General features: G+C 56.5%; 26 protein-coding genes and 1 pseudogene. 13 read left to right on the top strand and 14 right to left on the bottom strand.

From position 1 onward, the window contains the following. The first annotated feature begins 1 nt into the window (after nt 1). The 9 genes from ACQ4W6_RS12635 to ACQ4W6_RS12595 all read left to right on the top strand — a co-directional run bounded on the left by ACQ4W6_RS12635 (nt 2) and on the right by ACQ4W6_RS12595 (nt 9,516). On the top strand, nt 2–1,387 hold the full coding sequence (locus ACQ4W6_RS12635; RefSeq protein WP_436567525.1) for a TolC family protein: 1,386 nt from the start codon (nt 2–4) through the stop codon (nt 1,385–1,387). After that, nucleotides 1,384–2,775 (top strand): multicopper oxidase family protein, encoded by a 1,392-nt coding sequence (locus ACQ4W6_RS12630; RefSeq protein WP_436567524.1) that lies wholly within the window; start codon nt 1,384–1,386, stop codon nt 2,773–2,775. The genes ACQ4W6_RS12635 and ACQ4W6_RS12630 overlap by 4 nt, the downstream gene beginning before the upstream one ends. A 24-nt stretch (nt 2,776–2,799) precedes the next feature. Next, complete coding sequence (locus ACQ4W6_RS12625) at nt 2,800–3,129, top strand: copper-binding protein (protein WP_436567523.1); 330 nt, start codon at nt 2,800–2,802, stop codon at nt 3,127–3,129. 21 nt (nt 3,130–3,150) lie between these two features. Next, on the top strand, nt 3,151–3,519 hold the full coding sequence (locus ACQ4W6_RS12620) for a copper resistance CopC family protein (RefSeq protein WP_436567522.1): 369 nt from the start codon (nt 3,151–3,153) through the stop codon (nt 3,517–3,519). Further along, on the top strand, nt 3,520–4,419 hold the full coding sequence (locus ACQ4W6_RS12615) for a copper resistance D family protein (protein ID WP_436567521.1): 900 nt from the start codon (nt 3,520–3,522) through the stop codon (nt 4,417–4,419). Between the two features lie 42 nt (nt 4,420–4,461). Next, complete coding sequence (locus ACQ4W6_RS12610) at nt 4,462–4,965, top strand: cupredoxin domain-containing protein (protein WP_436567572.1); 504 nt, start codon at nt 4,462–4,464, stop codon at nt 4,963–4,965. Nucleotides 4,966–5,064: 99 nt separating this feature from the next. Then, complete coding sequence (locus ACQ4W6_RS12605; protein WP_436567520.1) at nt 5,065–7,446, top strand: heavy metal translocating P-type ATPase; 2,382 nt, start codon at nt 5,065–5,067, stop codon at nt 7,444–7,446. Nucleotides 7,447–7,488: 42 nt separating this feature from the next. After that, nucleotides 7,489–8,880: an ATP-grasp domain-containing protein gene (locus tag ACQ4W6_RS12600; protein WP_436567519.1), complete on the top strand. Its 1,392-nt coding sequence runs from the start codon at nt 7,489–7,491 to the stop codon at nt 8,878–8,880. Nucleotides 8,881–9,183: 303 nt separating this feature from the next. Further along, a complete protein-coding gene (locus ACQ4W6_RS12595) occupies nt 9,184–9,516 on the top strand; it encodes a flagellar basal body rod protein FlgB (protein WP_436567571.1) in 333 nt (110 codons plus the stop codon). A gap of 161 nt (nt 9,517–9,677) precedes the next feature. Here the strand turns inward: ACQ4W6_RS12595 and ACQ4W6_RS12590 are convergent, their stop codons facing one another. The 13 genes from ACQ4W6_RS12590 to ACQ4W6_RS12530 all read right to left on the bottom strand — a co-directional run bounded on the left by ACQ4W6_RS12590 (nt 9,678) and on the right by ACQ4W6_RS12530 (nt 22,399). Continuing rightward, entirely contained in the window at nt 9,678–9,935 is a 258-nt protein-coding gene (locus ACQ4W6_RS12590) for a hypothetical protein (RefSeq protein WP_436567518.1), read from the bottom strand. A 58-nt stretch (nt 9,936–9,993) separates the two neighbouring features. Next, the gene (locus ACQ4W6_RS12585; RefSeq protein WP_436567517.1) at nt 9,994–10,353 is read right to left on the bottom strand and encodes a hypothetical protein; all 360 of its coding nucleotides are present in this window, start codon (nt 10,351–10,353) and stop codon (nt 9,994–9,996) included. A gap of 5 nt (nt 10,354–10,358) precedes the next feature. Continuing rightward, nucleotides 10,359–13,514 (bottom strand): efflux RND transporter permease subunit, encoded by a 3,156-nt coding sequence (locus ACQ4W6_RS12580; RefSeq protein WP_436567516.1) that lies wholly within the window; start codon nt 13,512–13,514, stop codon nt 10,359–10,361. After that, the gene (locus ACQ4W6_RS12575) at nt 13,511–15,067 is read right to left on the bottom strand and encodes an efflux RND transporter periplasmic adaptor subunit (RefSeq protein ID WP_436567515.1); all 1,557 of its coding nucleotides are present in this window, start codon (nt 15,065–15,067) and stop codon (nt 13,511–13,513) included. Before ACQ4W6_RS12575 ends, ACQ4W6_RS12580 begins: the two co-directional genes overlap by 4 nt. Further along, nucleotides 15,064–16,413, bottom strand: a complete 1,350-nt coding sequence (locus ACQ4W6_RS12570) for a TolC family protein (RefSeq protein WP_436567514.1) — start codon at nt 16,411–16,413, stop codon at nt 15,064–15,066. The genes ACQ4W6_RS12575 and ACQ4W6_RS12570 overlap by 4 nt, the downstream gene beginning before the upstream one ends. A 742-nt stretch (nt 16,414–17,155) precedes the next feature. After that, nucleotides 17,156–17,641 carry an arsinothricin resistance N-acetyltransferase ArsN1 family B gene (locus ACQ4W6_RS12565; RefSeq protein ID WP_436567513.1) on the bottom strand — a complete coding sequence of 162 codons (486 nt, stop codon included), beginning with the start codon at nt 17,639–17,641 and terminating at the stop codon, nt 17,156–17,158. Between the two features lie 103 nt (nt 17,642–17,744). Next, nucleotides 17,745–18,398 (bottom strand): NADPH-dependent FMN reductase, encoded by a 654-nt coding sequence (locus ACQ4W6_RS12560; RefSeq protein ID WP_436567512.1) that lies wholly within the window; start codon nt 18,396–18,398, stop codon nt 17,745–17,747. 77 nt (nt 18,399–18,475) lie between these two features. Then, nucleotides 18,476–19,219, bottom strand: a complete 744-nt coding sequence (gene arsH / locus ACQ4W6_RS12555; protein WP_436567511.1) for an arsenical resistance protein ArsH — start codon at nt 19,217–19,219, stop codon at nt 18,476–18,478. Continuing rightward, nucleotides 19,212–19,643 (bottom strand): arsenate reductase (glutaredoxin), encoded by a 432-nt coding sequence (gene arsC / locus ACQ4W6_RS12550; RefSeq protein ID WP_436567510.1) that lies wholly within the window; start codon nt 19,641–19,643, stop codon nt 19,212–19,214. The genes arsH and arsC overlap by 8 nt, the downstream gene beginning before the upstream one ends. 17 nt (nt 19,644–19,660) lie before the next feature. Beyond that, entirely contained in the window at nt 19,661–20,941 is a 1,281-nt protein-coding gene (locus ACQ4W6_RS12545) for an arsenic transporter (protein WP_436567509.1), read from the bottom strand. Then, nucleotides 20,935–21,444, bottom strand: coding sequence for an arsenate reductase ArsC (locus ACQ4W6_RS12540; protein ID WP_436567508.1), 510 nt, complete (start codon nt 21,442–21,444; stop codon nt 20,935–20,937). The genes ACQ4W6_RS12545 and ACQ4W6_RS12540 overlap by 7 nt, the downstream gene beginning before the upstream one ends. A 68-nt stretch (nt 21,445–21,512) precedes the next feature. Further along, nucleotides 21,513–22,013: an arsenate reductase ArsC gene (locus ACQ4W6_RS12535; protein ID WP_436567507.1), complete on the bottom strand. Its 501-nt coding sequence runs from the start codon at nt 22,011–22,013 to the stop codon at nt 21,513–21,515. Nucleotides 22,014–22,072: 59 nt separating this feature from the next. Next, nucleotides 22,073–22,399 (bottom strand): ArsR/SmtB family transcription factor, encoded by a 327-nt coding sequence (locus tag ACQ4W6_RS12530; RefSeq protein WP_436567506.1) that lies wholly within the window; start codon nt 22,397–22,399, stop codon nt 22,073–22,075. Between the two features lie 166 nt (nt 22,400–22,565). Between ACQ4W6_RS12530 and ACQ4W6_RS12525 the strand changes: the two genes are divergently transcribed. Together ACQ4W6_RS12525 and traM are read left to right on the top strand one after the other, a co-directional pair. After that, the gene (locus ACQ4W6_RS12525; protein WP_436567505.1) at nt 22,566–22,880 is read left to right on the top strand and encodes a hypothetical protein; all 315 of its coding nucleotides are present in this window, start codon (nt 22,566–22,568) and stop codon (nt 22,878–22,880) included. After that, nucleotides 22,880–23,254 carry a conjugal transfer transcriptional regulator TraM gene (gene traM / locus ACQ4W6_RS12520; RefSeq protein ID WP_436567504.1) on the top strand — a complete coding sequence of 125 codons (375 nt, stop codon included), beginning with the start codon at nt 22,880–22,882 and terminating at the stop codon, nt 23,252–23,254. Before ACQ4W6_RS12525 ends, traM begins: the two co-directional genes overlap by 1 nt. Nucleotides 23,255–23,396: 142 nt before the next feature. Here the strand turns inward: traM and ACQ4W6_RS12515 are convergent. Then, nucleotides 23,397–23,567, bottom strand: a pseudogene (locus ACQ4W6_RS12515) (IncP plasmid survival protein KfrC family protein); the annotation flags it as partial. A 213-nt stretch (nt 23,568–23,780) separates the two neighbouring features. Here ACQ4W6_RS12515 and ACQ4W6_RS12510 point away from each other — a divergent pair. Then, nucleotides 23,781–24,245, top strand: a complete 465-nt coding sequence (locus tag ACQ4W6_RS12510) for a helix-turn-helix domain-containing protein (RefSeq protein ID WP_436567503.1) — start codon at nt 23,781–23,783, stop codon at nt 24,243–24,245. A 162-nt stretch (nt 24,246–24,407) separates the two neighbouring features. Continuing rightward, nucleotides 24,408–25,406: a type II toxin-antitoxin system HipA family toxin gene (locus ACQ4W6_RS12505; protein WP_436567502.1), complete on the top strand. Its 999-nt coding sequence runs from the start codon at nt 24,408–24,410 to the stop codon at nt 25,404–25,406. Nucleotides 25,407–25,474 lie beyond the last annotated feature (68 nt).

Here is a 25,474-nt window from a genome sequence, read left to right as displayed (position 1 = left end):
CATGAAGCGATTATCGTTGCCAGTGCCCACTCGGGTAGCTGCTGTGTTCGGTGTGGTATTTCTTGCAGGCTGCGCCAGCTTTTCACCGGATGGTGGCTTAAATGATGTCTCTCGGCTAACGCAAGAGCGGATTGGACAAGTCAAGCCCTTCACGAAAGAGAGCCTGAAAGACGGCCAGCAGTCCAATACACAGGTGCATTCCTTGCTGTCCGCACCACTGACGCCTGAGTCTGCAGTCCAGATTGCGCTGCTCAATAATGCTGCACTGAAGGTCTCCTTCGCTGAATTGGGGGTCTCGGAGGCTGAGTTTGTGCAAGCTGGACGGATGCGCAATCCAAGCTTTAGTTTCGGCCGCGTCAGCGGTGGTGGCGACGCGGAAATCGATCGCAGTGTGATGTTTGACATCGCAGGCCTGCTGACGCTGCCCACACGTCGACGCATTGAGCAAAGACGTTTTGAGCAAGCCAAGTTGCAAACAGCTGCTCAGGCTGTCCAACTGGCGGCAGAGACACGTCGGGCATATTTTATGGCCGTAGCGGCGGCACAATCAGCCGCTTTCGCGGAGCAGGTGCGCGGCGCCGCCGAGGCATCATCGCAACTCGCCGATAGCATGACGAAGGTAGGAAACTGGAGCACGCTTGACCGGGCCCGTGAGCGCGCGTTCTACCAAGATGCGTTGACACAGTTGGCGAGGACAAAGCATGAAGCAACAGCGACGCGTGAGCAGCTCATTCGCCTCCTTGGCCTATGGGGCGAGCAACAAAATTTTGTATTGCCAGACAGGTTGCCTCCCCTGCCGGACAAACCGCTGGAGACGAACAATGCGGAAGCACAGGCAATGTCGCAACGCCTCGATATGCTGTCGGCTCGCCGCAATACCGAGGCTACTGCTTCAGCGCTTGGCTTAACAAAGGCAACCGGCTTCATCAACGTTTTTGATGCCGGCTACACCAACAAGAGTACGACAGGCTTGCCACGCGAGAATGGATACCAGATTTCCCTCGAACTACCGATTTTCGACTGGGGTGGTGCCAAGGCCGCGCGGGCGGAGGCGCTCTATATGCAGTCCGTCCATCGCACCACCGATACTGCCGTGCGGGCACGCTCAGAAGTTCGTGAGGCCTACTCCGCTTACCGCACTAGCTATGACATTGCCCGTCATTACCGTGACGATGTCGTGCCGCTGCGGAAAAAAATATCCGACGAGGTTCTGCTTCGCTACAACGGGATGCTTGCCAGCGTATTCGAATTGCTGGCGGACTCGCGCGAACAACTGGTGAGCGTGAACACCGCCATCGAAACCCAGCGCGACTTTTGGATAGCAGAAACCAAACTTCAATCCACCATCAACGGTGGAAGTACGAACGATACAAGGGCCATGCCATGATTTCACGTAGAGATTTTTTCAGAGGTGCCGGTGCTGTAGCGGTGAGTGCCGTTGCCGTTAGCAAGGCTGGTGCCGCGTCATTGCCTGAGGCGATGTTGATGGACAATGCCAAGACACACATCCCCCCGGCGCCACCCACTGGCCGGCCCTACAATCCGGTCGTGACCCTGAACGGCTGGTCATTGCCATGGCGGATGAAAAATGGCGTAAAGGAATTCCATCTGGTGGCCGAACCCGTGGTGCGTGAACTTGCACCAGGGATGAAAGCCAATCTGTGGGGCTATAACGGACAATCCCCAGGCCCGACAATTGAAGTGGTCGAAGGTGACCGTGTGCGTATTTTCGTGACCAACAAGCTACCTGAGCACACCAGCGTTCATTGGCATGGACAGCGATTGCCGAACGGCATGGATGGCGTCACGGGCCTTACTCAACCGGGTATCGGCCCTGGAAAGACTTTCGTCTACGAATTCGAGGCCAAACGGCCAGGTACGTTTATGTACCATCCCCACGCCGACGAGATGGCCCAAATGGCGATGGGGATGATGGGCTTCTGGGTCACCCATCCGAAGGACCCGTCGCTCCATGCTGTGGACCGTGATTTCGTCTTCCTGCTCAACGCGTATGACGTGGAACCGGGAAGCTATACGCCGAAGATCAACACCATGCTGGACTTCAACCTGTGGACATTCAATAGCCGCGTCTTCCCCGGCATTGATTCATTGCCGGTGCGCCAAGGTGACAAGGTACGCATCCGTGTCGGCAACCTGACGATGACGAATCACCCTATTCATATACATGGCCATGAGTTTTTCGTCACTGGCACGGATGGTGGCTGGACCCCGCCGGCGTCGCGTTGGCCTGAAGTCACCACCGATGTCGCCGTTGGGCAAATGCGGGCCATCGAATTCGTCGCTACTGATCTGGGTGACTGGGCACTTCACTGCCATAAATCCCACCATACCATGAATGCAATGGGCCACTCGGTACCGACAATGATTGGCGTCAATCATCGCGGGGTTGCTGAAAAAATTAACAAAATCGTCCCTGAATATATGGTGATGGGCGACAAGGGCGGCTCTATGGGAGGCATGGAAATGCCCTTACCGGACAACACTTTACCGATGATGTCGGGCGAAGGACCGTTCGGTGGTGTTGAGATGGGGGGCATGTTTACCGTACTGAAAGTGCGCAAGGACCAGAAGCGCGGCGACTATTCCGATCCTGGTTGGTACAAACATCCGGCCGGAACCGTGGCATACGAGTGGACGGGCGCCCTTCCTGAACCCGAACGTGCCACTAACGCTGGGGGGCAGTCGATGCCAACGATGAACAAACCCAATATTGAAGTTACTGTTCGTAAACCGACCGGGCATAGCGGTCACTAATTTTTTCAACTAAAAGGAAACATCATGAAAAACCTGCAAAAAGCTGTATTGGCAACCTTGCTTGGCCTGTCTTCCGTCGCAACGACCTCGGTGGCGTTCGCCCAGCAGCAGACCGCCCCCGCGACGCAAGACGCGATGAGCGAAGGGGAAATCAAGAAAGTGGACAAGGACGCCGGCAAGCTGACCATCAAGCATGGTGAGCTGAAGAACCTGGGTATGCCCGGTATGACCATGCTATTCAAGGTCAAGGAGCCGTCAATGCTCGACAAGGTCAAACAAGGCGACAAAGTACGTTTCGTCGTGGAAAAAGTTGGCGGTGCACTGACGGTCACCTCCATCGAAGCAGTAAAGTAAATTTAACAAAGAGAGTTGAAGATGAAGACCCTGCGGAACATTATTCTTGCCACATCCATATTGGCGGCAACGCTGGCTACCCCATTTGCCTTGGCACATGCGAGCTTGAAGAACTCCAATCCCGTGGCAGGTGCCTCCCTGGCAGTCGCACCAACGGAGATTGCGCTGACCTTCAACGAGAAGGTGGAAGAAGCCTTTAGCACGATCGTTCTGGCCGATGGCGAAGGCAAAACTGTCGGTGCAAACAAGGCAAAGGTCGATGCCGCAAATCCAGCCGTTTTACGCTTGGCAGTACCAACCTTGAACGCTGGCGCCTATACCGTGAGCTGGGCAGTTGCCGGACACGATGGGCATCGTCGTAAGGGCGATTTTAAGTTCTCGGTGAAATAAATGGATGCAGTCTCGCTGTTGCAAGTCAGTTCAGCTTTGCTGCTGAACCTCGGCTTTGCCTGGCTCGTTGGATCATGGTTTGCGCGTTACTGGATGCGTTCTAGCGGCGTCGACCATGATCATTTCGAGCCTGCGCTGCGCAAACTTGACTTGATGGCGGCGGCAATCAGCACGGTTGCTAGTGCATCTGCACTATTGAGCGCAACGGCGGTCATGGGGGGTGTCGGCCTGCGCGAAGCGTGCCCGATGTTCTGGATGATGGTGTCTACAACCGACTACGGACATGCAGGCTGCGCCATTATTGTGGCGATGCTTGCTCTCTTTTTTGTGCGATTAGTCGGCGGAGTCGGCCGCAGCAGCGATATTGCTGTCGTTCTCCTTTTGGCCATTTTTTCTGCAATACGGGCGTCCATGGGGCATGCGGGCGAGGAAGGCTTCTGGACTATTCCGCTAGCAGTAGAAGCGATCCATTTTTTTGCCATCGGCCTATGGACTGGCGCGGTGATGGTTACCGGCTGGTTTGTTCTTCATGCGGCGCGGGTAAGGAAATTTGATACGGGTAGCACCGATCAGTACCTCGAACTGATGTCCCAGGCAGCAATGCTCGCAGTAGTTGCCATTGTTGCTACTGGTATCTACAGCGCCTGGCACCGAGTGGGAAGTTCCGAGCACCTTGTTCATACCACCTACGGCGTCACCTTACTGGTCAAAGTTGCATTGGTCCTTCTTGCCATTGCCTTGGGCGGCTACAACAAATTTCGTGGACTGCCTGCTGCCTCCCGCTCCTCCCGCGGCGTCACTCTGGTGAGAGTCGTTCTACAAGTAGAGACTTTGCTACTGCTCGGTGCACTGTTTGCGGCGGCAATTCTTACCACTCAACAACCACCTACCGCGATGTAATGCCGCGACGGTTTTTCTACAAGGGAGTACGATATGAAAAAGATGACCTTAAATGCAATTGCAGTAATGTTACTGGCCAGCTTGAGCACTTTCAGCAATGCTGCGGTACCGGATAGTAGCCCAGCAGCACATAGTGGCCACCAGCATGGCGCAAATGAGCAGAGTGCATCTCTTGTGGGCAAAGCGGGCGACCCGAAAAAAGTGACGCGTACCGTCACTGTCGATATGAACGACACCATGCGCTTTAGCCCAGCGTCTATTGCCGTGAAACGGGGCGAGACCATTCGCTTTGTCGTCAACAATTCCGGCAAGATCAGGCATGAGATGGTCATTGGTTCTGAGAGCGAGTTGAAAGAACATGCCCAACAAATGGCAAAGTTTCCGGAGATGGAGCATGCGGAACTCAATCAGGTGAGCGTAACGCCTGGAAAATCGGGAACCATTGTCTGGCAGTTCGACAAAGCCGGCAAAGTAGAATTTGCTTGCTTACAACCCGGTCACTTTGAGGCGGGCATGAAGGGACTGGTACTGGTTTCTGCTAAATAGATGGCTTCATTCGGCGGGAATGTTCAATTTCCGCCGTTGCCGCAATAGCTGGTTCCACCACAGCCAACGAAACAGGCGAATCTGCCCAAGGAGTGATTCATGAGTAGAACTGAAGCCGAGCATCACGCGCACGAGCATCATCACGGCACCCATAGCGAGACCGGGCCTGGCAATACGATAAAGACAGGGGATGAAAAACCGTTCATCGATCCTGTCTGCGGCATGCGCGTTGGTGCAAATCCCGAAAAAGAAATCACCTACAAAAGTATGGTCTACCACTTCTGTAGCGGGAAATGCATGACAAAGTTCAACGCAGCGCCAGATTCTTTCATCGATAGAGCGAATGCGGCGCCCAGCCCTGAGCACTCACCCCAGCAGGGAGCGGTCTACACCTGCCCCATGCACCCCGAGATACGCCAGCCTGCACCGGGAACTTGCCCCATTTGCGGCATGTCGCTCGAACCTGAAATGCCGACGCTAGATGAGGCGGAAAATCCGGAGCTGGTCGATTTTCGCCACCGCTTCTGGTGGACGCTGCCGCTGACCCTGGTGGTATTCCTGTTGGCGATGTTTGGGCATGTGTTCCTTGAAATGGGGCTGCCAGGCCAGAACTGGATTGAGTTCGCGTTAAGCACACCTGTCGTACTGTGGGCCGGCTGGCCATTTTTCACGCGCTGGGCGCAATCGCTGGCACGCATGAGCCCGAATATGTGGACCTTGATTGGTTTTGGCGTAATGGCTGCCTATGGCTATAGTGTCGTCGCCACTATCGCACCGGGCCTCTTCCCGCCTACTTTTGCTGCACATGGCCGCATAGGCGTCTATTTTGAGGCGGCAGCAGTCATTGTTTCGCTCACGCTACTGGGACAGATACTTGAGCTGCGCGCACGCTCCCAAACTTCCGCCGCAATCAAATCCTTACTCGGACTCGCTCCGAAGACGGCTCGACGCATTCAGGACGATGGCTCCGAAGACGACATCCCGCTCACGCACGTCCACGTCGGCGACAAACTCCGTGTCCGACCCGGTGAGAAGGTGCCGGTTGATGGCGTAGTGCTTGATGGCGAGAGTTCGCTTGATGAGTCGATGCTGACTGGCGAGCCCTTACCTGTGACAAAGCGTCCCGGAGACACGTTGATTGGCGCAACGATCAATACCAGCGGGAGCCTGATTATGCGTGCCGAGAAAATCGGCAGCGACACGATGTTGTCTCAAATCGTACAAATGGTCGCGCAGGCGCAGCGCTCCCGCGCGCCTATGCAACGACTCGCCGATAGTGTCGCAGGCTACTTCGTGGTCGTGGTCGTGGTCATAGCGCTACTGACGTTCGTGTTATGGGGAATGTATGGACCTGAACCGAGCTGGGTCTTTGGTTTTGTTAACGCCGTTGCAGTACTGATCATTGCTTGCCCATGTGCATTGGGGCTAGCCACGCCGATGTCCATTATGGCCGCCACAGGCCGCGCCGCCACCCAGGGCGTGCTCTTTCGGGATGCCGCGGCAATAGAAGACCTCAAGAAGGTCGACACACTGATTGTCGACAAGACGGGGACCCTCACTGAAGGTAAGCCTTCCTTTGACAGCGTGGTCGCAGCGCCCGGTTTCAAGGACGAAGACGTCTTGCAAATGGCAGCGAGCATAGACCAGGGCAGCGAACATCCTCTAGCGCACGCTATCGTCAACGAAGCGAACAGGCGAGCACTGGTGCTGACAAAACCTGACAGTTTTGAGTCCGCCAGCGGTATTGGCGTGCGCGGCACGCTTGCTGGGGTGCACATCACGCTGGGCAACACCGCCCTGATGGATGCTGACAAAGTTGATTGGCGGCCGCTTGCAGACGTCGCTGAACGATTGAGAACAGAAGGTGCTAGCGTCATGTATTTATCCTCTGACGGCGTTTTGGCAGGACTGATCGCCGTGTCGGATCCCATCAAGGCAACGACGCGTGAGGCGATAGAGGGCCTGCGCGCCGAAGGGCTGACCGTGATCATGGCCACTGGCGATGGCGTCACCACTGCGAGGTCCGTGGCCGAAAGGCTGGGCATCACGGAGTTCTACGGCGAGGTGAAACCACAGGACAAGTTGGCCTTGGTAGAAAAACTGCAAAAGCAAGGCAAGGTGGTCGCAATGGCCGGCGACGGAATCAATGATGCTCCCGCACTGGCGAAGGCCAACGTTGGCATTGCCATGGGTACAGGAACAGACGTGGCCATCAATAGCGCTCACGTCGCCTTGGTAAAGGGAGATCTGCGTGGGATTGCCCTTGCCCGACGAATCTCGGTCGACACTGTTCGCAATATGTGGCAGAACCTGGGCTTCGCGTTTATCTACAATGCATTGGGCATTCCACTGGCTGCCGGCGTGCTGTATCCATTTACTGGCCAATTGCTGTCGCCGATGATCGCCGCGTTAGCGATGAGCCTGAGCTCCGTGTCTGTCATTACCAATGCACTCCGGTTACGCGGCACTGGTCGGCCTTAGCCATTGACCGTGCCACCGAGCGACAATCTCGTGGACGCAAACATGAATACTCCTGCAATAGTGAAAGCTGTATCGAAGAATGGTTGCTTACTGAGCAACGAAGAATTGCGCTTTCTACCAGCGGCACGCCTAAATAAGGACTGTTTCTGCACCAGTTTGGATAGTTCTGCATTGAAAACAGTACTATCGAGCGAACCAGGTATGGAGGGATTGCATGAGTTGATAGAGGCGCGGTGCCCCTATCTATTTTCCGCCAGGCCAATTTTCATTTCCGATAGTCAAAGCAAGCGTATTGCGGATGTGATTGGTGCGATTGAATCAGTGATATCGCTGCCATCGTATCGCGCGCGCGTTCTGGCGGATGCCCCGAGCATTGCCAGACATAATCCTGGTGGTGCAAAAGGTGTCTTTTTCGGCTATGACTTTCATTTGCGCGACGACACTTTGGCGCTCATCGAAATCAACACAAATGCCGGTGGGGCAATGCTCAACGCCGCGATGGCCAAAGCCCATAGATCGTGCTGTCTCAGTGATAGTGAATTGACACGTGCCATTGATAGCGGTGCGACCCTTGAAGACACCATCTTCAACATGTTTGAGTCGGAATGGGCGCTATCTCGGCGTTCACAGCCACTTCGGACAGTCGCGATAGTTGACGAACATCCAGAGCAGCAGTATCTCTATCCCGAGTTTGTTCTTTTTCAACGCTTGTTCGAACGCCACGGCATCGAGGCCGTCATTGCCTCACCATCGGACATTACCTATCGTGATGGCGTTTTACGTCATGGGGATCTTGCTATCGACTTGGTCTATAACCGGCTGACCGATTTCATGCTTGAGTCGCCCCAGTGTCTCCCATTGCGGTCGGCGTATCTAGAAAGCGCGATCGTGCTAACGCCCCACCCTCAAGCGCATGCCTTATATGCAAATAAAGCAAATCTGGTTCTGCTATCGGATACGCAAGAGCTCGTAGCACTTGGCGTAGCCCCAGCCGTGCAAGATATTCTGCTCAGGAGCATACCTCGGACGCAGATTGTGACGGCCGCTGATACGAACCGCTTATGGACGGAGCGCCGAAAGTTGTTTTTTAAACCTGTTGCAGGCTACGGGGGGCGAGCCACGTACCGTGGGGAAAAGATCACCAAACGGGTATGGCAGGACATTCTGGCTGGTGACTATGTCGCTCAGGCCCTCGTCATACCCGGTGAGCGCTCGATCGGCTCCACCGATAATCCTAGCTCGCTGAAATTCGACCTTCGAATCTATGTTTATGACGGAAAGGTGCAGTGGACCGCAGCCAGGATGTATCAGGGGCAAACCACCAACTTTCGCACCCCTGGAGGTGGTTTTGCACCTGTTTATAGTTTGGACGACGAGCGCACTGCTGATGAAATCAGCTCTATCGCGACTAGAGTTAGTTCCCATCACGACTGAGACGCGTTTGATCCGCAAACCGAACAGCTTAGTTACGCTATCATCCGGCCAGCTCTCAGAAACGTCAGAAATCGAATGTCAATGAGGTAGGAATCCATGATTAAAATTGCATCGATCCAGGCATCTATCGGGGTCATTGTTAAAGGTAGCACCAGCGCGGAAGGCATGAAGGCAGGGCAAGTGTTTTCTGCCTCGTTAGCTAATGCACTTGGATCGACGCCAAAAGTCGTGATGGCCTTGCCTCCAGTGGCATCTATTCAACACACACCGTTTGACCTTCCATTGAATTTGACCGCTGCTAAGATTTGGCAGCAGCCGAGTATCAATGAACGTGCGCTCGGACTGCGGGCATACCGTCAAGAACTGCTCGCCTCCAATATTGCGAATGCCGATACGCCTGGATATGTGGCGGTGGATATCGACATTGAGAAGGCCTTAAAAAAAGGAAAGTCAAAAGATGACGTTTCCCTGCAATTTCGTCTTCCGGCACAAGGTAGCATTGATGGCAATACCGTTGATATGGATGTTGAACGGGCCCAGTTTGCTCACAATTCCCTCATGTATGAATACAGTGTTGATCGTGTCAAGGGACGCTTCAAGGAAATAGATGACCTTTTGAAAAATACACCATATTAGTAATCCCTACTTGGAAATACTGACAGTAGCAACTGAATGCAACTACCGCAGGCAACGGAAAGATTAAGTCATGGCGTGATCGGGTAAGTACCTGAATGGATACGATCGCTCCCGGCTGCATATGCCACCAGTAGTGATCGCATCCAGTACTCAAAACCGCGTTATTTCTTCATCATGTCCTGACAATCCTTCATCATTTGATCCATTTTTTCATGCGTTTTCGGATCCATTTGATGATCCATTTTTTGGCCCATCTGATGATCCATTCCGGCTTCCGGGGCTTTATTGGCCCCTTGCATCATTTGCGCCTGTTTGGCCTTGCGCCCTTGGTTAATCAGCTGCCAGTCGGGGCCGGCGAAGGCGGGAAATGCAGCGCTAAGGGTGCTGATACAAACCAGCGTAAGTAGTAATTTTTTCATGATAAGCTCCTCGATAAACTAATTTGATGTATGCATCGACATCCCCATGGTCAAGTAGCTAATTCAACCATCGACAATACAAAAGCCGCAGCGCAACTGCGGGAACTTCTGAAATATCAAAAGCAAACTCCGCACTGTCCGTGTGTGAAACAAAACGCAGCGTTGCAGTGGTAGCACCGAGATCCGGATAGTCGCCGCCTGCTTTATGTACTGCAAAAGGTGGTCCCATATAGCAGAAGGCGCATGGCTGGCAGCTTGGCATGGCCATCGGCTGCACGATCACCGCAGATGCACGCATGTCGTTTTGCCGTGGGAACGCCGGCACATGGCTGCACCAGATAAAACCGAACAACACCACCGCACACCTCACGAAATACACAAAGTGCTTAGTCGAGCGGTAAGTGCCGAACGGTCTCATGAAGGCTAACTCTCCTCTGCTGCTGCCGTGCCGGCGGCACGGATCTGACGCCGGCGTAGCAGCAGATAGACCGCAGGGACCACAAACATGGACAACAGCGGCGCGGTGATCATGCCGCCAACCATCGGCGCGGCGATGCGTTGCATGACCTCCGACCCGGTGCCGGTGCCCAGCATGATCGGCACCAGGCCGGCGATAATGACCGCCACCGTCATTGCCTTGGGGCGCACGCGCAAGACCGCACCTTCACGAATTGCATCGAGCAGATCGGTTTCACTGGCGTTACCATTCGCCAGACGTTCCTCCCAGGCATGCTTTAAATAAAGCAGCATGATGACGCCGAATTCGGCCGAGACGCCAGCCAACGCGATGAAGCCCACGCCGCCGGCGACTGACAGGTGATAGTCGAGCAACCAGAGTAGCCAAATGCCGCCGGCCAGCGCAAACGGTAGCGTTGCCATGATCAAGGCCGCTTCGTCGAAGCGCTTGAAGGTCAGATAGAGCAGCACGAAGATAATAAGCAAGGTCGCTGGCACGACGATTTTGAGTTTTTCAGTGGCACGCTCCAGATATTCGAACTGCCCCGACCATGCAATGGAGTAACCCGCCGGCAATTTGACTTCCCTGGCGACGACTTGCTTCATGTCATGCACAGTCGAACTCAAGTCGCGATCGCGAATATCGACATACACCCAGCCTGACAGCCGGGCATTTTCACTCTTGAGCATTGGTGGACCGTCGTCGATGCGGATCGCGGCGACATCACCCAGCCGGATTTGCGCCCCCCGCTCAGTTAGCACCGGTAGCTGGCGCAGTTTCTCGACTGAGTCGCGCACCTCGCGTGGATAGCGCACATTAATCGGGAAACGCTGCAATCCTTCGACAGTTTCACCGATATTGTCGCCGCCGATCGCCGCCGACACCACGCTTTGCACGTCTGCAATATTCAAGCCGTAGCGGGCGGCCGCGTCGCGATCGATGTTGACGTCGATGTACCGTCCGCCATTCAGGCGCTCGGCCAGCGCTGAGGAGACGCCCGGCACCCTCTTGACTGCGCGTTCTATCTCACCAGTGATGCGGTCAATTTCCTGCAAGCTAACGCCTGCAACCTTGACGCCGACCGGGCTTTTGATGCCGGTGGCCAACATGTCAATCCGGTTGCGGATCGGCGGCACCCAGATGTTGGACAGCCCAGGCACCTTGACGGTGCGGTCCAGTTCCTGTATCAATTTTTCCGGCGTCATGCCAGGGCGCCACTGATCGCGCGGCTTGAACTGGATCATGGTTTCAAACATTTCCAGCGGCGCCGGATCAGTGGCGCTCTCGGCTCGGCCGGCCTTGCCGAAGACGCTTTGTACCTCAGGTACCGTTTTGATCAGCCGGTCTGTCTGCTGCAACAACTGCCCGACCTTACCGGCCGACAGACCTGGCAACGCCGACGGCATGTACAGCACATCGCCTTCATCCAGTGGCGGCATGAATTCGCCGCCGAGCCGGCTCATGGGCCAGATCGTGATGGCCGCTACCAGCGCTGCCGCCAGCAAAGTCAGCTTTGGAAAACGCAGTACGATCTCGAGCAAGGGGCGGTATAACGCGATCAGGAAGCGATTGAGGGGATTCTTTTGCTCATCGGGAATCCGGCCTCGGATCAGATAGCCCATTAAAATGGGAATCAGCGTCACCGCCAACCCAGCCGCCGCCGCCATCGCATACGTCTTGGTAAAGGCCAGCGGCGAAAACATGCGCCCCTCCTGCGCTTCCAGGGTGAACACTGGAATGAACGAGAGAACGATGATCAATAGCGAAAAGAACAGTGCTGGCCCAACCTCAACGGCAGCGTCGCCAATGACACGCCAGTGCTCATTACCCTTCAGCTGTTTACCCGGATGGGCATGATTCCAGGCCTCAATATGCTTGTGGGCATTCTCAATCATCACCACGGCGGCATCGACCATCGCGCCGACGGCAATGGCAATACCGCCCAGTGACATGATATTGGCGTTAACTCCCTGATAATACATGACGATAAAAGCGATCAGGATACCGATCGGCAGCGTGATGATGGCCACCAACGCCGAGCGCAAGTGAAACAGGAATAGCGCGCAAACGACAGCGACGACAATGAATTCCTCGATCAGCTTTTCTTTCAGGTTGCTCACAGCGCGCTTGATCAGATTCGACCGGTCGTAGGTGGGAATGATTTCGACGCCGGGCGGCAGGCTTGCTTTTAGCTTTTCCAGCTTGACCTTGACGGCATCGATGGTTTCCAGCGCATTTTTCCCGGAACGCATAATAATCACGCCGCCAGCAACTTCGCCCTCACCATTCAATTCGGCAATCCCGCGCCGCATTTCAGGCCCGATCTGGATCCGCGCAACATCGCCCAGCCGCACCGATACGCCGGCGTCAGTCGTCATCAAGGCAATCTTGCGGAAGTCGTCCAGCGACTTTAGATAACCGGAGGCCCGTACCATGTATTCGGCCTCGCCCAATTCCAGCACGGAGCCGCCAGTTTCCTGATTGGCTTTCTGCACGGCATCGATAATTTTGCCGTGCGGGATGTTAAAGGCGCGCATTTTATCCGGATCGAGCACGATCTGGTACTGGCGCACCATGCCGCCAATGCTGGCCACTTCCGAGACGTTGGGCACCGCTTTCAACTCATACTTGAGAAACCAGTCCTGCAAGGCGCGCAATTGCGACAAATCGGTCTTGCCGCTACGGTCGACCAGCGCATATTCATAGACCCAGCCGACGCCGGTAGCATCTGGACCGAGCGCGGTTTTTGCCTGCGGTGGCAGGCGTGACTGCACCTGGTTCAGATATTCCAGCACCCGTGAACGCGCCCAGTATGGATCGGTACCGTCTTCAAACAGAATGTAGACGAAAGAGTCACCGAAAAACGAGTATCCGCGCACCGTCTTGGCGCCCGGCACTGACAGCATGGTGGTGGTCAGTGGATACGTGACCTGGTTCTCGACGATTTGTGGCGCCTGCCCCGGATAGCTGGTGCGGATGATAACCTGCACGTCCGACAGGTCGGGAATCGCGTCGAGCGGCGTGCGCGCCAGCGACCATATGCCCCAGGCCGTAATGAAAACAGTCGCCAACAAGACCAAAAACCGGTTGCTGATAGACCAGCGGATCAGTTTTGCGATCATTTCGCCACTCCCGCTGGTGCCTTCATGCCACCCATGGGTTTGTTCCCGACTTTCGGCGCACCGGAGGTCGGCGCAATGGCCACGATCTCGAAACTGCCATCCTCGCCTTGCTTGATGTCGAATGCGACGCGGTCACCTATACCGATATTGGGCGGCAACCCATTGGAAGGTAATTTGAAGCCCATCGTCATCGCACCCCACTGCAGCGACGTGATAGGACCATGCGAAATGGTGATCTCATCCTTGCCGATCTGTTCAACCTTGCCTACGCCATGGTGGCGCGGGGGTGCCTTGTCTGCGTCCGGGGATGGCGTATCGCTCATGCGTGTCGTGGTTCCCTTCAGGCTGGCCTCGGAATCGACCAGGAACTGCGCCGAGACGACCACTTTCTGGCCAGCGGACAGGCCCTTGCGGATTTCGGTGAGACCATTGCCTTCGCTGCCGACCTCCACATCGACGGGCATAAACTTGCCGCCCTCCTGGGCAAGCATGACAACGCTGCGTGTACCCGTCTGGATGACTGCCTCCGATGGCACCTGCAAAACATCGGCGCCACTGTTTGACGCGAAGGTCAACGTAGCAAACATGCCGGGCAATAACTGAGCGCCGGGATTAGACAGCTCCACACGGGCTTTCAGGGTTCGCGTCGCGGCATTAACTTCCGGCAAAATGGCACTCACCTTGCCCTTGAAAATACTTCCGGGTAGCGCTTGTACCCGCGCTTCGACGGCGTCACCGGGGCGAACCTTTGCCGCCACGCTCTCGGGCAACTCCGCATTGACCCACACTGTCGCGAGGCCATTGATGCGAAACAGCGGCGCACCGGCTGAGACGGTCATTCCTTCCCGGGCGCCAAGCTCTGCGATCACACCGCTGATGGGTGCTGAGACCGTCATGCGCGGATGGACCTTTCCACTCGATTCGACTAGGCGGATTTGCCCGTCACTCATACCAACTAGCCGCATGCGCTGACGGGCAGCATCGACCAGGGATGCTGTCTCATTGCCTTGCATACGACGGCTCGCCAGATAGTCTTCTTGTGCCGCGATCCAGTCAGGAACATACAAGTCAGCCAAGGGTTGCCCTTTTTTCACCGGATCGAGCGTGGCACGCACATACAGGCGCTCGACAAACCCACTGCTACGCGCCTGCACTAATGCCACGTCGCGTTCATCATAGGCGACGTTACCGACAGCAACCAAGCCGCCGGACATCTTTCCGAATGTGACGAGCGCTGTGCGCACTCCCAGGTTTTGCTGGACCCGCGGGCTGATCGTGACATTACTGTCCTCACCATCTCCCGCAGCATAGACGGGCACCAGCGGCATATCCATGAACGGTGACTTGCCGGGTTTGTCAAACTTCTGGCCCGGCACCATGGGGTCATGCCAATATAATGGTTTCTTGTTGGCAGCACTCGCGGCGCCTGCTGCGTTGCCGGCACCTGGAGATGCTGCCTCATGTGCCTGTCGTACACCAAACTGGTAACCGGCATAAGCGACCGCTGCAAGGGCACCCGCAAGTACCAGGACGCGTAATTTCTTATTGTTCATTTGAATTCCTGCTGGCGATGTACTGCGGAAATTTGCGCGATTGCGATGTCGGGAAAGAGGAAGCGAAGCTGTGCCCAAAACTGGGCTGTATTCATCTGCAACTGCAGCAACTGAACGTGCATGTCTGCACTATTGCGCCTGGCAGCGAGCACCTCGGCCAAAGAGGCTTTACCGCCACGATAGGCGGCCAGGACCGCCAGGCTTCGCTCGTCGGCAAGTGGCAATAGCTGGAGCGCGTAGCGCTCGCTACGTTCTTGGCCACTCCTCCATTCGATGAGCAAGGCACGGATGTTGGCGGCATCTTCTCGCAGCAGTTCGTCGCGTTCGCTCCTCGCTTGTTCAACCAAGGCGAGTTTGGAGCTTAGCTCGCGGTCCTGCCGGTTCTTGCGATCCCACTGCAATGGCAGGGACAGGCCAACGGAGACCATGTTCGAATAGGCCGCGCCGCGCTGCTGGAATGCAAACTCGACACTCCAGTCCGGGTGCCGGTTCGCTTGCGCCAGATTGACGTCCGCCTGGGCCGCTTCTTCCTGCCGAGTCAACACCATGATCTGCGGGCGCTGCGCCAGTTCAGTGTCGGGAAAAACCGGGTCCAGAGGGATGGCGCCCAGGTCAGGCATGCCAGCCTCGGCAAGTTCGCCGCTGCTGCCGGTCCAACGCACCAGCATGTTTTTTGCCGTATTGAGGTCGCGTTCGACTTGGCTAGCTCGGTCTTCGATGGTTAACAAGGCGGAACGTGCGGCCAGCACATCGGCCTGACTGCCACGCCCTCCCCTGTAGGCCGCCGCGGCAGCGTCTATTTCCTGGCGAGAAAAGATTACTTGCTCTTTCAATACAACTGACATTTTCCGAGTGTAGTAGACGTTGAGCCAGGAGATCGCCGTGTCGCGTTGAATCGCAGCGAGTGCGACATCTTTTTGCGCTTGCACCTTAGCGGCTTCGCGCTCAAGGCGTACGGAACGCCAGCGCAATTTATCGGCGCGTGTCAGTTCCTGCGAAATGCCGATGCGCCGCATCGTCATAAAATCCCCGCTCAAACTAAAGCGATCACTGCCACTTAAGGGCACATTATCGATACCTACCTTGAGAGTGGGATCGGGGCGCTGACCTACCGCTACCGCCATTTCATGTGCGGCGACAGTGGCCTGGTCCTGCGCATGGAGTTGGCGCGAGCGGGCGACAGCCTGCTGCAGCGCCTCGGCGAAAGTGACTGGCTGGGGGGCCGCGCGCGCATCATGAACGGAGACAAGCAACGGAAAAGTAAGGGCGAGAGCGAGCGCCGTCTTCATGAATGGGCGAAGACGGGCGACGCGTGCATGCGACTGCACGGAATACGGGATAGACATGGCAGCTCCAGAATGCGATGGGCAACAACGCCCTGTCGAATCCGACAAGGCGATGACGATCTAGGCAGTCTGGAGTATTAAATACGGAAACAGCAATGGCGGATAGAGATAGGCGGCGCCGTTGGCCTCGCCAAGGTAATGAACAAGGGAGATTTTGCTGTATACACTACAGGAGTGTCAAAAATGGCTGGCGTCAGAAGCAGGACAACAGGTACGAAAGATGGGTGGTCGGCGACGGGTGCCTTGTCCAGCGACTGTCTGGACGCATCTCCCACAGCATGAATTTGACACAAAGTCGACTGGTCAGTGTCCATGCCAGCGCAGTCTGCCATCGCGGGCATCGCAGATGCCCCAACGCCTGCGGATACAACAGAACCACTGCCTCCCATCGATACGCCAGGGCACAGGTACGAAGCGACCGCATGCTGCATGAACAGCATGCTGAGTATCGCGACAAGAGCCGTGAACAATCGCACTGTGCGGGAGGTCTTCATAAACTATCTATATGGATGGTATTCGTAGCCTAGGTTGTATCAAACCACCTGTCAAGGTATTGCTGTACCGCCTCTTGACCTTGAGCAAATGCGGGTCCGAATGATGCAAAAATCACTATACGCATTACCATCATGGGAAGGTCAAAGACCATATGTCGCAAGGATGATTGGAACGCCAAATAGTCAAGCTCCTGACATTACCGTCAGATGGTGGCTGCCTCATCCTGCAAACAGGAGACTTGCGTCGCTTACCCCAGCTGCAATTCCCAGTAACCTACATCAATCCACTGATCGAACTTAAGCCCAACACGTTTAAACAAGGCAACTTTCACGAATCCTAACCGCTCATGCAAAACAACGCTGGCTTCATTGGGTTGCGAGATGCCGCCAATGACCACTTGTAGTTGGCGCCGACGCAGTTCAGCGATCAGGGCACTGTAAAGTTGTCGGCCTATTCCCTTGCCGACGCTCTCGCGCGCCACATACACCGTAGACTCAACCGAAAAACGATAGGCGCTGCGGGCACGCCAGGGCGTTGCATAGGCGTAGCCGACTATCTCGCCGGCACGTTCAAAGACGTACCACGGCAACTGCGCACCGACAGAGACGATACGCTGGGCCATCTCATCGATGCCGACTATCTGCTCTTCAAACGTGATGGTGGAGCTGCTGACGTAATGGTTGTAGATCGTGGCGATCGCGGCGGCATCGGCGGTAGTGGCAAGTCGAATCATTAGTGGGATCCAAATAGACGTGAAGTGGCAGGAAGGAGCGCGGCCGCAAACTGCGCATGGCGCCTTGAAGTGTCATTCTAGCAATAATTCGTCATATGTGGCCTCACGGCGCATTGCGTTGAGTAGGATCGCGCAGGAAAGCCGGCGAAGGCCCTGTTCCTCCCGAGCGTGCCCGCTCCCGTCCGGCGGCCTCGGCCCACCAGATCAGCTGGGAAAAGGTGCGCTCGATATAGGAAACCCAGCGCGTACTATCGACTTCGGGCGCAAAGCTGCCATCGGCAGCGAAAACAGTGTGTGCGGCCGGAATGTGGACCATGGCCGAAACAGGCAGGCATCCAAGTTCGGACAGGAAAGTGCGCATGCCGACTGCCGCCCGCACACCGCCCCACTGCCCTGCCGAGTAAGTCACGATGGCGCTGGGCTTGAAGGCAAACAGGGAGCTGCCAAAATGGTTCAGTAAATGCATCAGTGCCGGACTCATTGAATGATTGTATTCAGGACTGACCATCACATACCCATCGGCGCTGGCAATTTCACTGGCCAGATGCTCCAACGGCAGCGGCGCACGCCCTTGCGCATAGGAAAAGTGCGGCTTGAACACGTCACCCAGGTCGTAATCAAGTGGATCGATGAGTACCACCTCATGACCATCGCGGCTGCACTGCGCCGCGCAAGCCTTGGCGACGCGTTCGCCCACGCGCGCGGGCTGGGGCGGCGTGCTGGTACGAATAGAACCGAGAAACACCAAAATTTTCATCTTGCCCTTTCCAGCCAAAACCTCGGCTGCGTCATCGTGTAGTGACGACCCGGCAAGCGGGCCACAGTGAAAACAGCTTACTTGCCTGGCGTCTCGTGCTCCATGGCCGCATCGGCGAGGGCGCGCACTTCGGCCGGCATGGATTCCTTGCGCTCGCTATAACGGCTGGTCAGGTAATCCGAGCGATCGCGCACCACCAGGGTGAATTTATACAATTCCTCCATGACGTCGACCAGGCGGTCGTAATATGGGGACGGCTTCATGCGGTCGTTGTCGTCAAACTCCTGGTATGCCTTGGCAACGGACGACTGGTTCGGGATGGTCACCATGCGCATCCAGCGGCCCAGCACGCGCAAGCCGTTGACGGCATTGAACGATTGCGAGCCGCCCGACACTTGCATCACTGCCAGGGTACGCCCTTGCGTGGGGCGCACGCTACCCATTTCCAATGGAAGCCAGTCGATTTGCGACTTGAACACACCCGTCACAGCGCCATGGCGTTCCGGGCTGCACCAGACCTGGCCTTCCGACCAGAGCGACAACTCGCGCAACTCCTGCACCTTGGGATGGTCGGGGCTGACGCTGTCGACCATGGGCAGGCCATGCGGATCAAACACCCGCGTTTCAGCGCCGAAGTGCTGTAGCAGGCGCTCCGCCTCCAGCGTCAGCAGGCGGCTGAACGAGCGTTCACGCAGCGAGCCATACAGCAAGAGGATGCGCGGCGGATGCGTTGCCACTGTCGGCGGCACAAGTTTATCGACCGTCGGCGTATCGAGGTGTGCGGCGCTGATGTTGGGCAAGTTATCAATGAGCTTATGCATGGGGCACCACCCGCTTTCCATGTGCATCGATGACCGCCTCGCCATCTTCTTTGGCAAACGCGCTCAGTTGTGGCAAGGGCAGAATGTCGAGTACCAGTTCCGATGGGCGGCACAGCCGCACGCCGAGCGGCGTGACCACGAAGGGACGATTGATGAGGATGGGATGGGCCAGCATGGCGTCCAACAGGGCCTCGTCGCTGACGTGGGCCTGGTCGAGCCCCAGTTCCAGGTATGGCGTCCCCTTCTGACGAATGGCCTCGCGCACGCTCAAGCCAGCACGGGCAATCAAATCGGCCAGGGTATTTCGCGTTGGCGGTTGCTGCAGATATTCGATGACCTGCGGCTCGGTGCCGGTATTGCGGATCAGCGCCAGGGTATTGCGCGAGGTGCCGCAGGCCGGGTTGTGATAAATAGTGATATCCATGATGAATCCTTTCTTGATTAGCTGAGGCGCAGTGCCAGCGCCGCCAGGGTCACCAGCAATACAGGCAAGGTGAGGACGATGCCGACGCGGAAGTAATAACCCCAGGAGATGTGAATCTTTTTACTATCGAGGACATGCAGCCACAGCAGGGTCGCCAGGCTGCCGATCGGGGTAATTTTCGGTCCCAGGTCACTGCCAATGACATTGGCATAAATCATCGCTTCGCGCACGGCCCCCTGCGCCGTGGTCGGATCGATCGACAAGGCGCCGATCAGCACCGTCGGCATATTGTTCATGATCGAGGACAGGACGGCCGTCAGCACGCCGGTGCCCATGGCCGCACCCCACACACCATATTGCGCAAAGTAATTGAGCACGCCAGTGAGGTAGCCGGTCAGGCCCGCGTTGCGCAAGCCATACACGACCAGATACATGCCCAGCGAAAAAACGACGATCTGCCAAGGCGCGTTGCGGATAACTTCGCGCGTGGGAATGACATGGCCCTTGGCGGCAATGGCGAGCAACAGCGCGGCACCGACGGCGGCCACGGCACTGATCGGCACGCCCTGGCTCTCCAGCCAGAAAAATCCGATCAGCAGCAGAGCCAGTACCAGCCAGCCGGCCTTGAAGGTCGCCATGTCGCGGATCGCGGCACTGGGACTCTTAAGCTGGGAGACGTCGTAATTTTGCGGGATATCCTTGCGGAAGAACCACATCAGCGCCACTAAGGTGGCAATCACTGCAACCACGTTGACTGGCACCATCACAGCGGCATACTCAGCAAAGCCAATCTTGAAATAGTCGGCGGAAACGATATTGACCAGGTTCGACACCACCAGCGGCAGACTGGCCGTATCGGCGATGAAGCCGGCCGCCATCACGAAGGCCAATGTCGCCTTGGCTGAAAACTTCAGTTCGAGCAACATGGCGATCACAATGGGCGTCAATATCAGCGCCGCGCCATCGTTGGCAAACAGTGCTGCGACGGCGGCGCCCAGCAAGACCAGCAAGACGAACAACTTCCGACCGCTGCCGCCACCCCAGCGTGCCACGTGCAGCGCGGCCCACTCGAAGAAGCCCGCCTTGTCGAGCAACAGGCTGATAATAATCACTGCGATAAATGTGCCGGTGGCATTCCAGACGATGTGCCAGACGACGGGAATGTCTGACAACTGGATAACGCCGGCCAGAAGCGCCACTGTGGCGCCGATGGCCGCGCTCCAGCCGATGCCCAGGCCGCGCGGCTGCCAGATGACAAGTACCAGGGTGGCCAGAAAAATCAGGAAAGCGGTTAGCATACAGGCGCTTCCTTGTGGGTTGCCGGGGCAAAGACACCGGCAATGTTGTCGAGTTCAGCTTTCAGGCATACCGGGTCATGCTGCAACTGCGCCAGCGGCAAGGCGAAGAAAGCCTCGATGCGCGCGCGTAAAATGCCGTAAGTCAAGCGGAATGCGGCGTCCTTCTCTGCATCCGTGCCCGTGACATGGCCGGGATCGTCCACGCCCCAGTGGCTGCGCAGCACGGGGCCCAGGTAGGCCGGGCAGATCTCGCCAGCGGCACTGGCGCAGACGGTGATGACGATATCGGGCACCGATGGCAGTGCGTCCCAGGACTTGCTGTAATACCCTTGGGTTGATATCTGCTCTTTTGCCAGCAACGCCAGTGCCCCTGGGTGCAGCGCCCCGGCTGGATGACTCCCTGCGCTCAGCGCATGCCAGCCTGCCGGCGCCAGATGATTAAAAGTCGCTTCGGCCAGGATGGAGCGGCAAGAGTTGCCGGTACACAAAAAGAGAACGTTCATGAGTTATCGAAAAATAGTGAAAAGTAAGGTATGCCCGTCATCTGCGGGCATGCCGGGACGCTCGCCCATCAGACGGCGCTTTGCCCGATGGCTTTGATCTCATGCTGGATCGCGTTTTTTTCGAGCATGTGCAGCGGCAGGCTGACGAAGACGTTCATCCGGGTCATGATCTGACGGAATACCTTATGGAATATCGCGCGCTTTTCTTCGTCGGTGCCAGTAGCTGCAGCCGGGTCTTCAAAGCCCCAGTGCGCCGAGAGCGGATGGCCTGGCCAGTATGGGCAGACCTCGCCGGCTGCGTTATCGCAGACAGTAATGATGAAGTCCATGTGCGGTGCATCTGCGGTACCGAATTCATCCCAGCTCTTGCTGCGCAGTTTGTCGAGCGGATAGCCGGTCGCTTCAATTTGCTCGATGGCGAATGGGTTGACGCTACCGCCCGGGTAGCTGCCGGCGGAAAAGCCACGGAAGCGGCCCTTGCCCATGGTGGAGACCAGCGCCTCAGCCATCACGCTACGGGCTGAGTTACCAGTACAGAGAAACAACACGTTGTACACTTTGTCGGTCATGACAACTCCTTCAATCACTGCGTTGGTGGGGGTGTGCGATTCGATTTGTACGTTTGGATTCATACGGCGTCGCAGGCTGCGCCTTGCGCAGTAGTGCATGGCGCACCGCCGCAGCAGTTCTCGGTCAAAAAGCCAATCAGGGCATTCATGCTGTCGATATGCGCGGCGTAGATGACAAAGCGTCCATCCTGGCGAGGCACGATCAGGTCCGCATGTACCAGTTCCTTTAGGTGAAACGACAGCGAAGACGGAGGAATGCCCAGCTGTTCGGCAATCTTGGTGGCCGCCATCCCTTGCGGCCCGACTTGGACGAGTAAGCGAAAGACGGCCAGACGCGATTCTTGCGCCAGTGCTGCCAACGCGGCGATGACATTTTTGGTTTCCATGCGTATTCCTTTTTTATTTCATATTTCCATAATAATCGAATTATAGAAATAATGTAAACCAGTTTTTATGCGCGAGTAGCGATTCGCCTTGCTACGGCGATCTTGCAGCCAGTCCCTTCTCCATAGGTGTCGACACAGCAATTAGCGCGGAATTGCACCCAACCAAATGATCGTGACGGATTCAATCGGTGACTGCAACACCCTTTCACTGCCCAGATCTGACAAGCCGGTGCTGCAGCGGTTCCTGCAAGAGCGTCATGGCATGTTCATTGACATTGGCCTGCTGGCGTTCGATTGCCGACTGCACCACTGGCCGCACCTGCCGGCCTATTCCCTCCAGTCCCAGTCGGCTTTTGCTGGCGAGATCATTAAAGTCGGTGAGGCGTTGGCACAGGAATCCCTGTCGATCATGACGCGCCAGCGCCTGAGCATCGTCAAGCGCCTGATCTACGGCGAGCTTGATGCCGCGAGGGTGCTGTGATGAGCGACCAGACCGATGAACTGCTACGCGAGATTGCCGCGAAACACGGCATCGCCGTCTCGCGCGACGACCCCATTCTGATTTTGCAAACCATCAACAGCCGCCTGCTACAGGACAGTGCCAAGGCCCAGCAAGTCCAACTGGATCAGTTCAAGGAGGAAATGGAGGCGCTGTCGCTACGCTGGGGTAGCGACCCCAAAGACAAGGCGGAACGGATCCTGAACACGGCGCTTACTGCCGCCAGGGAAGCCATGGCCGCCACCATGCAGGAGGGAGGAAAACAGGCGGCAAGCGCCGCACGCCAGGAGATCGACGAGGCTCTGCAGCAACTCGCCAGCCCCCCCTGCGCGCTGCGCACGCCATCGCGGTGCTGAACGTGATCGCGTCCCTGTTCACCATGCTGGCGGCGGCGCTGCTCTTATGGGTCGTGCTGCGATAGTCCCAATCGCATGCTGCGGCCATGCTGTCGCGCACTTCGCGTACCAGTTCAAGACGGCCCAGCAGGCGCTGAATGGTCTTCTGTTGCTGCTGCACCTGCTGTTGCCATTGCGTGCGCGTGCCGGGAAACGTCAGCAAACCCGGCTGCTGCATTTGCGTGCGCTGCAGGCGCGAAGCCTGCGACTCGATCAGGTTTTCCAACCTGTCCTCGATGCGCTCCACCTGCTCGTGCTTGGCCTCGATCTGCACCGCCAGCGCCGTACTGTATGGCGATGCCAGCGGCGCCGAGGCGAGCCTTCGTTGTCAACAATGACGGCACAGAAAAAAACTAAATCACTATATGAGCTACGGGTGTGTTTATGACCTGACTTAATGGAAACTATGATTAACAAAATATATGATTTTTGCTCATAATAGATTTCATAATGGCCAGAAATATTTAAGTTTCTGGCTGCGTGCCAATTGGAATTTCACACTAACGTATTCTATAACAAGCAAAAAACGTATTTTTCGCATAAAATAGATTACATTATGCCGAGACCATCAACTACTTTATATCCCAATTCCCTTCGCGCCCTGGCAGCCTTGGGGCAGCGGCTCAAGGACGCGCGCTTGCGCCGCCACTTCTCCGCCGAGACGGTGGCGACGCGCGCAGGCATGACGCGTCAGACGCTCAGCAAAATTGAATCTGGGAACCCGTCTGTAACGATGGGCAACTACTTCCAAGTAATGACCGTGCTGGGACTCGACAAAGACATGTCGAACGTGGCCCTGGACGACGTACTTGGACGCCGACTGCAGGATGCAGAACTGCCACAGCGGAAACGGGCTCCGGCCACCCATCCACACCGGGTCGCACAGGATGCCTCAGGAGCTGCCGAAGCAAAAGAAGTTGAGACGGCCCCTCCTGATGGCAAAGGAAACTAAAATGGCCACAAAAAAATCACAACCTCACTGAAGGTTTGGCTGGACGATCCCGCTTTCGGCCCTGGACCCCGCATTGAGTCTTGACGCCAACGATTTTATCCCGTTGACTCAAATTTTGGGGTCTTCATGGACTCGTGTCCTGACCGCTGGGGGCAGGTGCTGATGCAACGTCGCGAGACCATCGACGCAAAAGAAGCAGGCCGGACAAAAATAACCTTGCGGGCCTGGGAATTTCTGTGCGGAGTGCAGGACCATACGCGCATGGGCTCGCTGAGATTCAGTGCCGAGGACACCGACGTCTTTCTCGCCAATGAACTGCTCGCGGCACCACCCATGACCAGCCTGGCGGAGCTGCAGCAAGTCGCCTTGGAACTATCTCGAAAAAAATTCGACGACATGCTGAAGTTGCGGCAGTGGCTCAAAATTCTGGTGGCCCCCGGCGCCTCATTGGGCGGCGCACGTCCCAAGGCTAACCTGTCCGAGGCGGGGGAACTATGGATCGCGAAGTTTCCGTCGGCGGACGACGACAGGGATGTGGCGCTATGGGAAAAGCTCTTGCATGACATGGCGGCCGACTGCGGCATCGACATTCCTCCATCGCGTATTGAGCGTGTGGGTCACGAATACCACACCTTCATGGTCAAGCGCTTCGACCGGGAAAACGGGGCTCGTCGATTCTTTACCTCGGCAATGACGCTGCTGAACAAGACCGACAAGGAATCCGCCACCTATCTCGACCTGGCCCAGTTTATTGCCGAACAAGGCAGCCCGGCCCACATCGCCGACGACCTCCAGCAATTATTTATCCGAGTTGCCTTCAACATTGCCGTGGCCAATCGCGACGACCACTTGCGCAATCACGGATTCATGCGCACACCCACTGGATGGCGGCTGTCGAAGGCATACGACATGAACCCTTCCATCAAAAAAGACGAGCATGTGCTGGGGATAGACGAAGGCTTGCACGAGCCGTCGCTGGAAACCTTGCTGGAAACGGCCATCTACTATCGATTGACAGATGCCGATGCGGCATTGCTCATCCAGAATGTACTCGTGGTCGTCGCTACATGGAAAGTCCGTGCCAAGGCCTTGCACATCGCTGCTGCGGATGTGCATGAAATGGAACATCTATTCATCACGGAGCTGGGTGACACAATCTGACAGTCTGCTGTAACGCCCAAGAATTAGCCATCAAGCAAATGCGGCTCGCGCCCGCACCAATCAGGCGA

Origin of the sequence: Janthinobacterium woesei (assembly GCF_051380875.1) — a bacterium.
Lineage (GTDB): Bacteria > Pseudomonadota > Gammaproteobacteria > Burkholderiales > Burkholderiaceae_D > Janthinobacterium.
The sequence above is the reverse complement of the archived record's forward strand: the minus strand, read 5'-3'. Positions and strand labels throughout refer to the sequence as shown.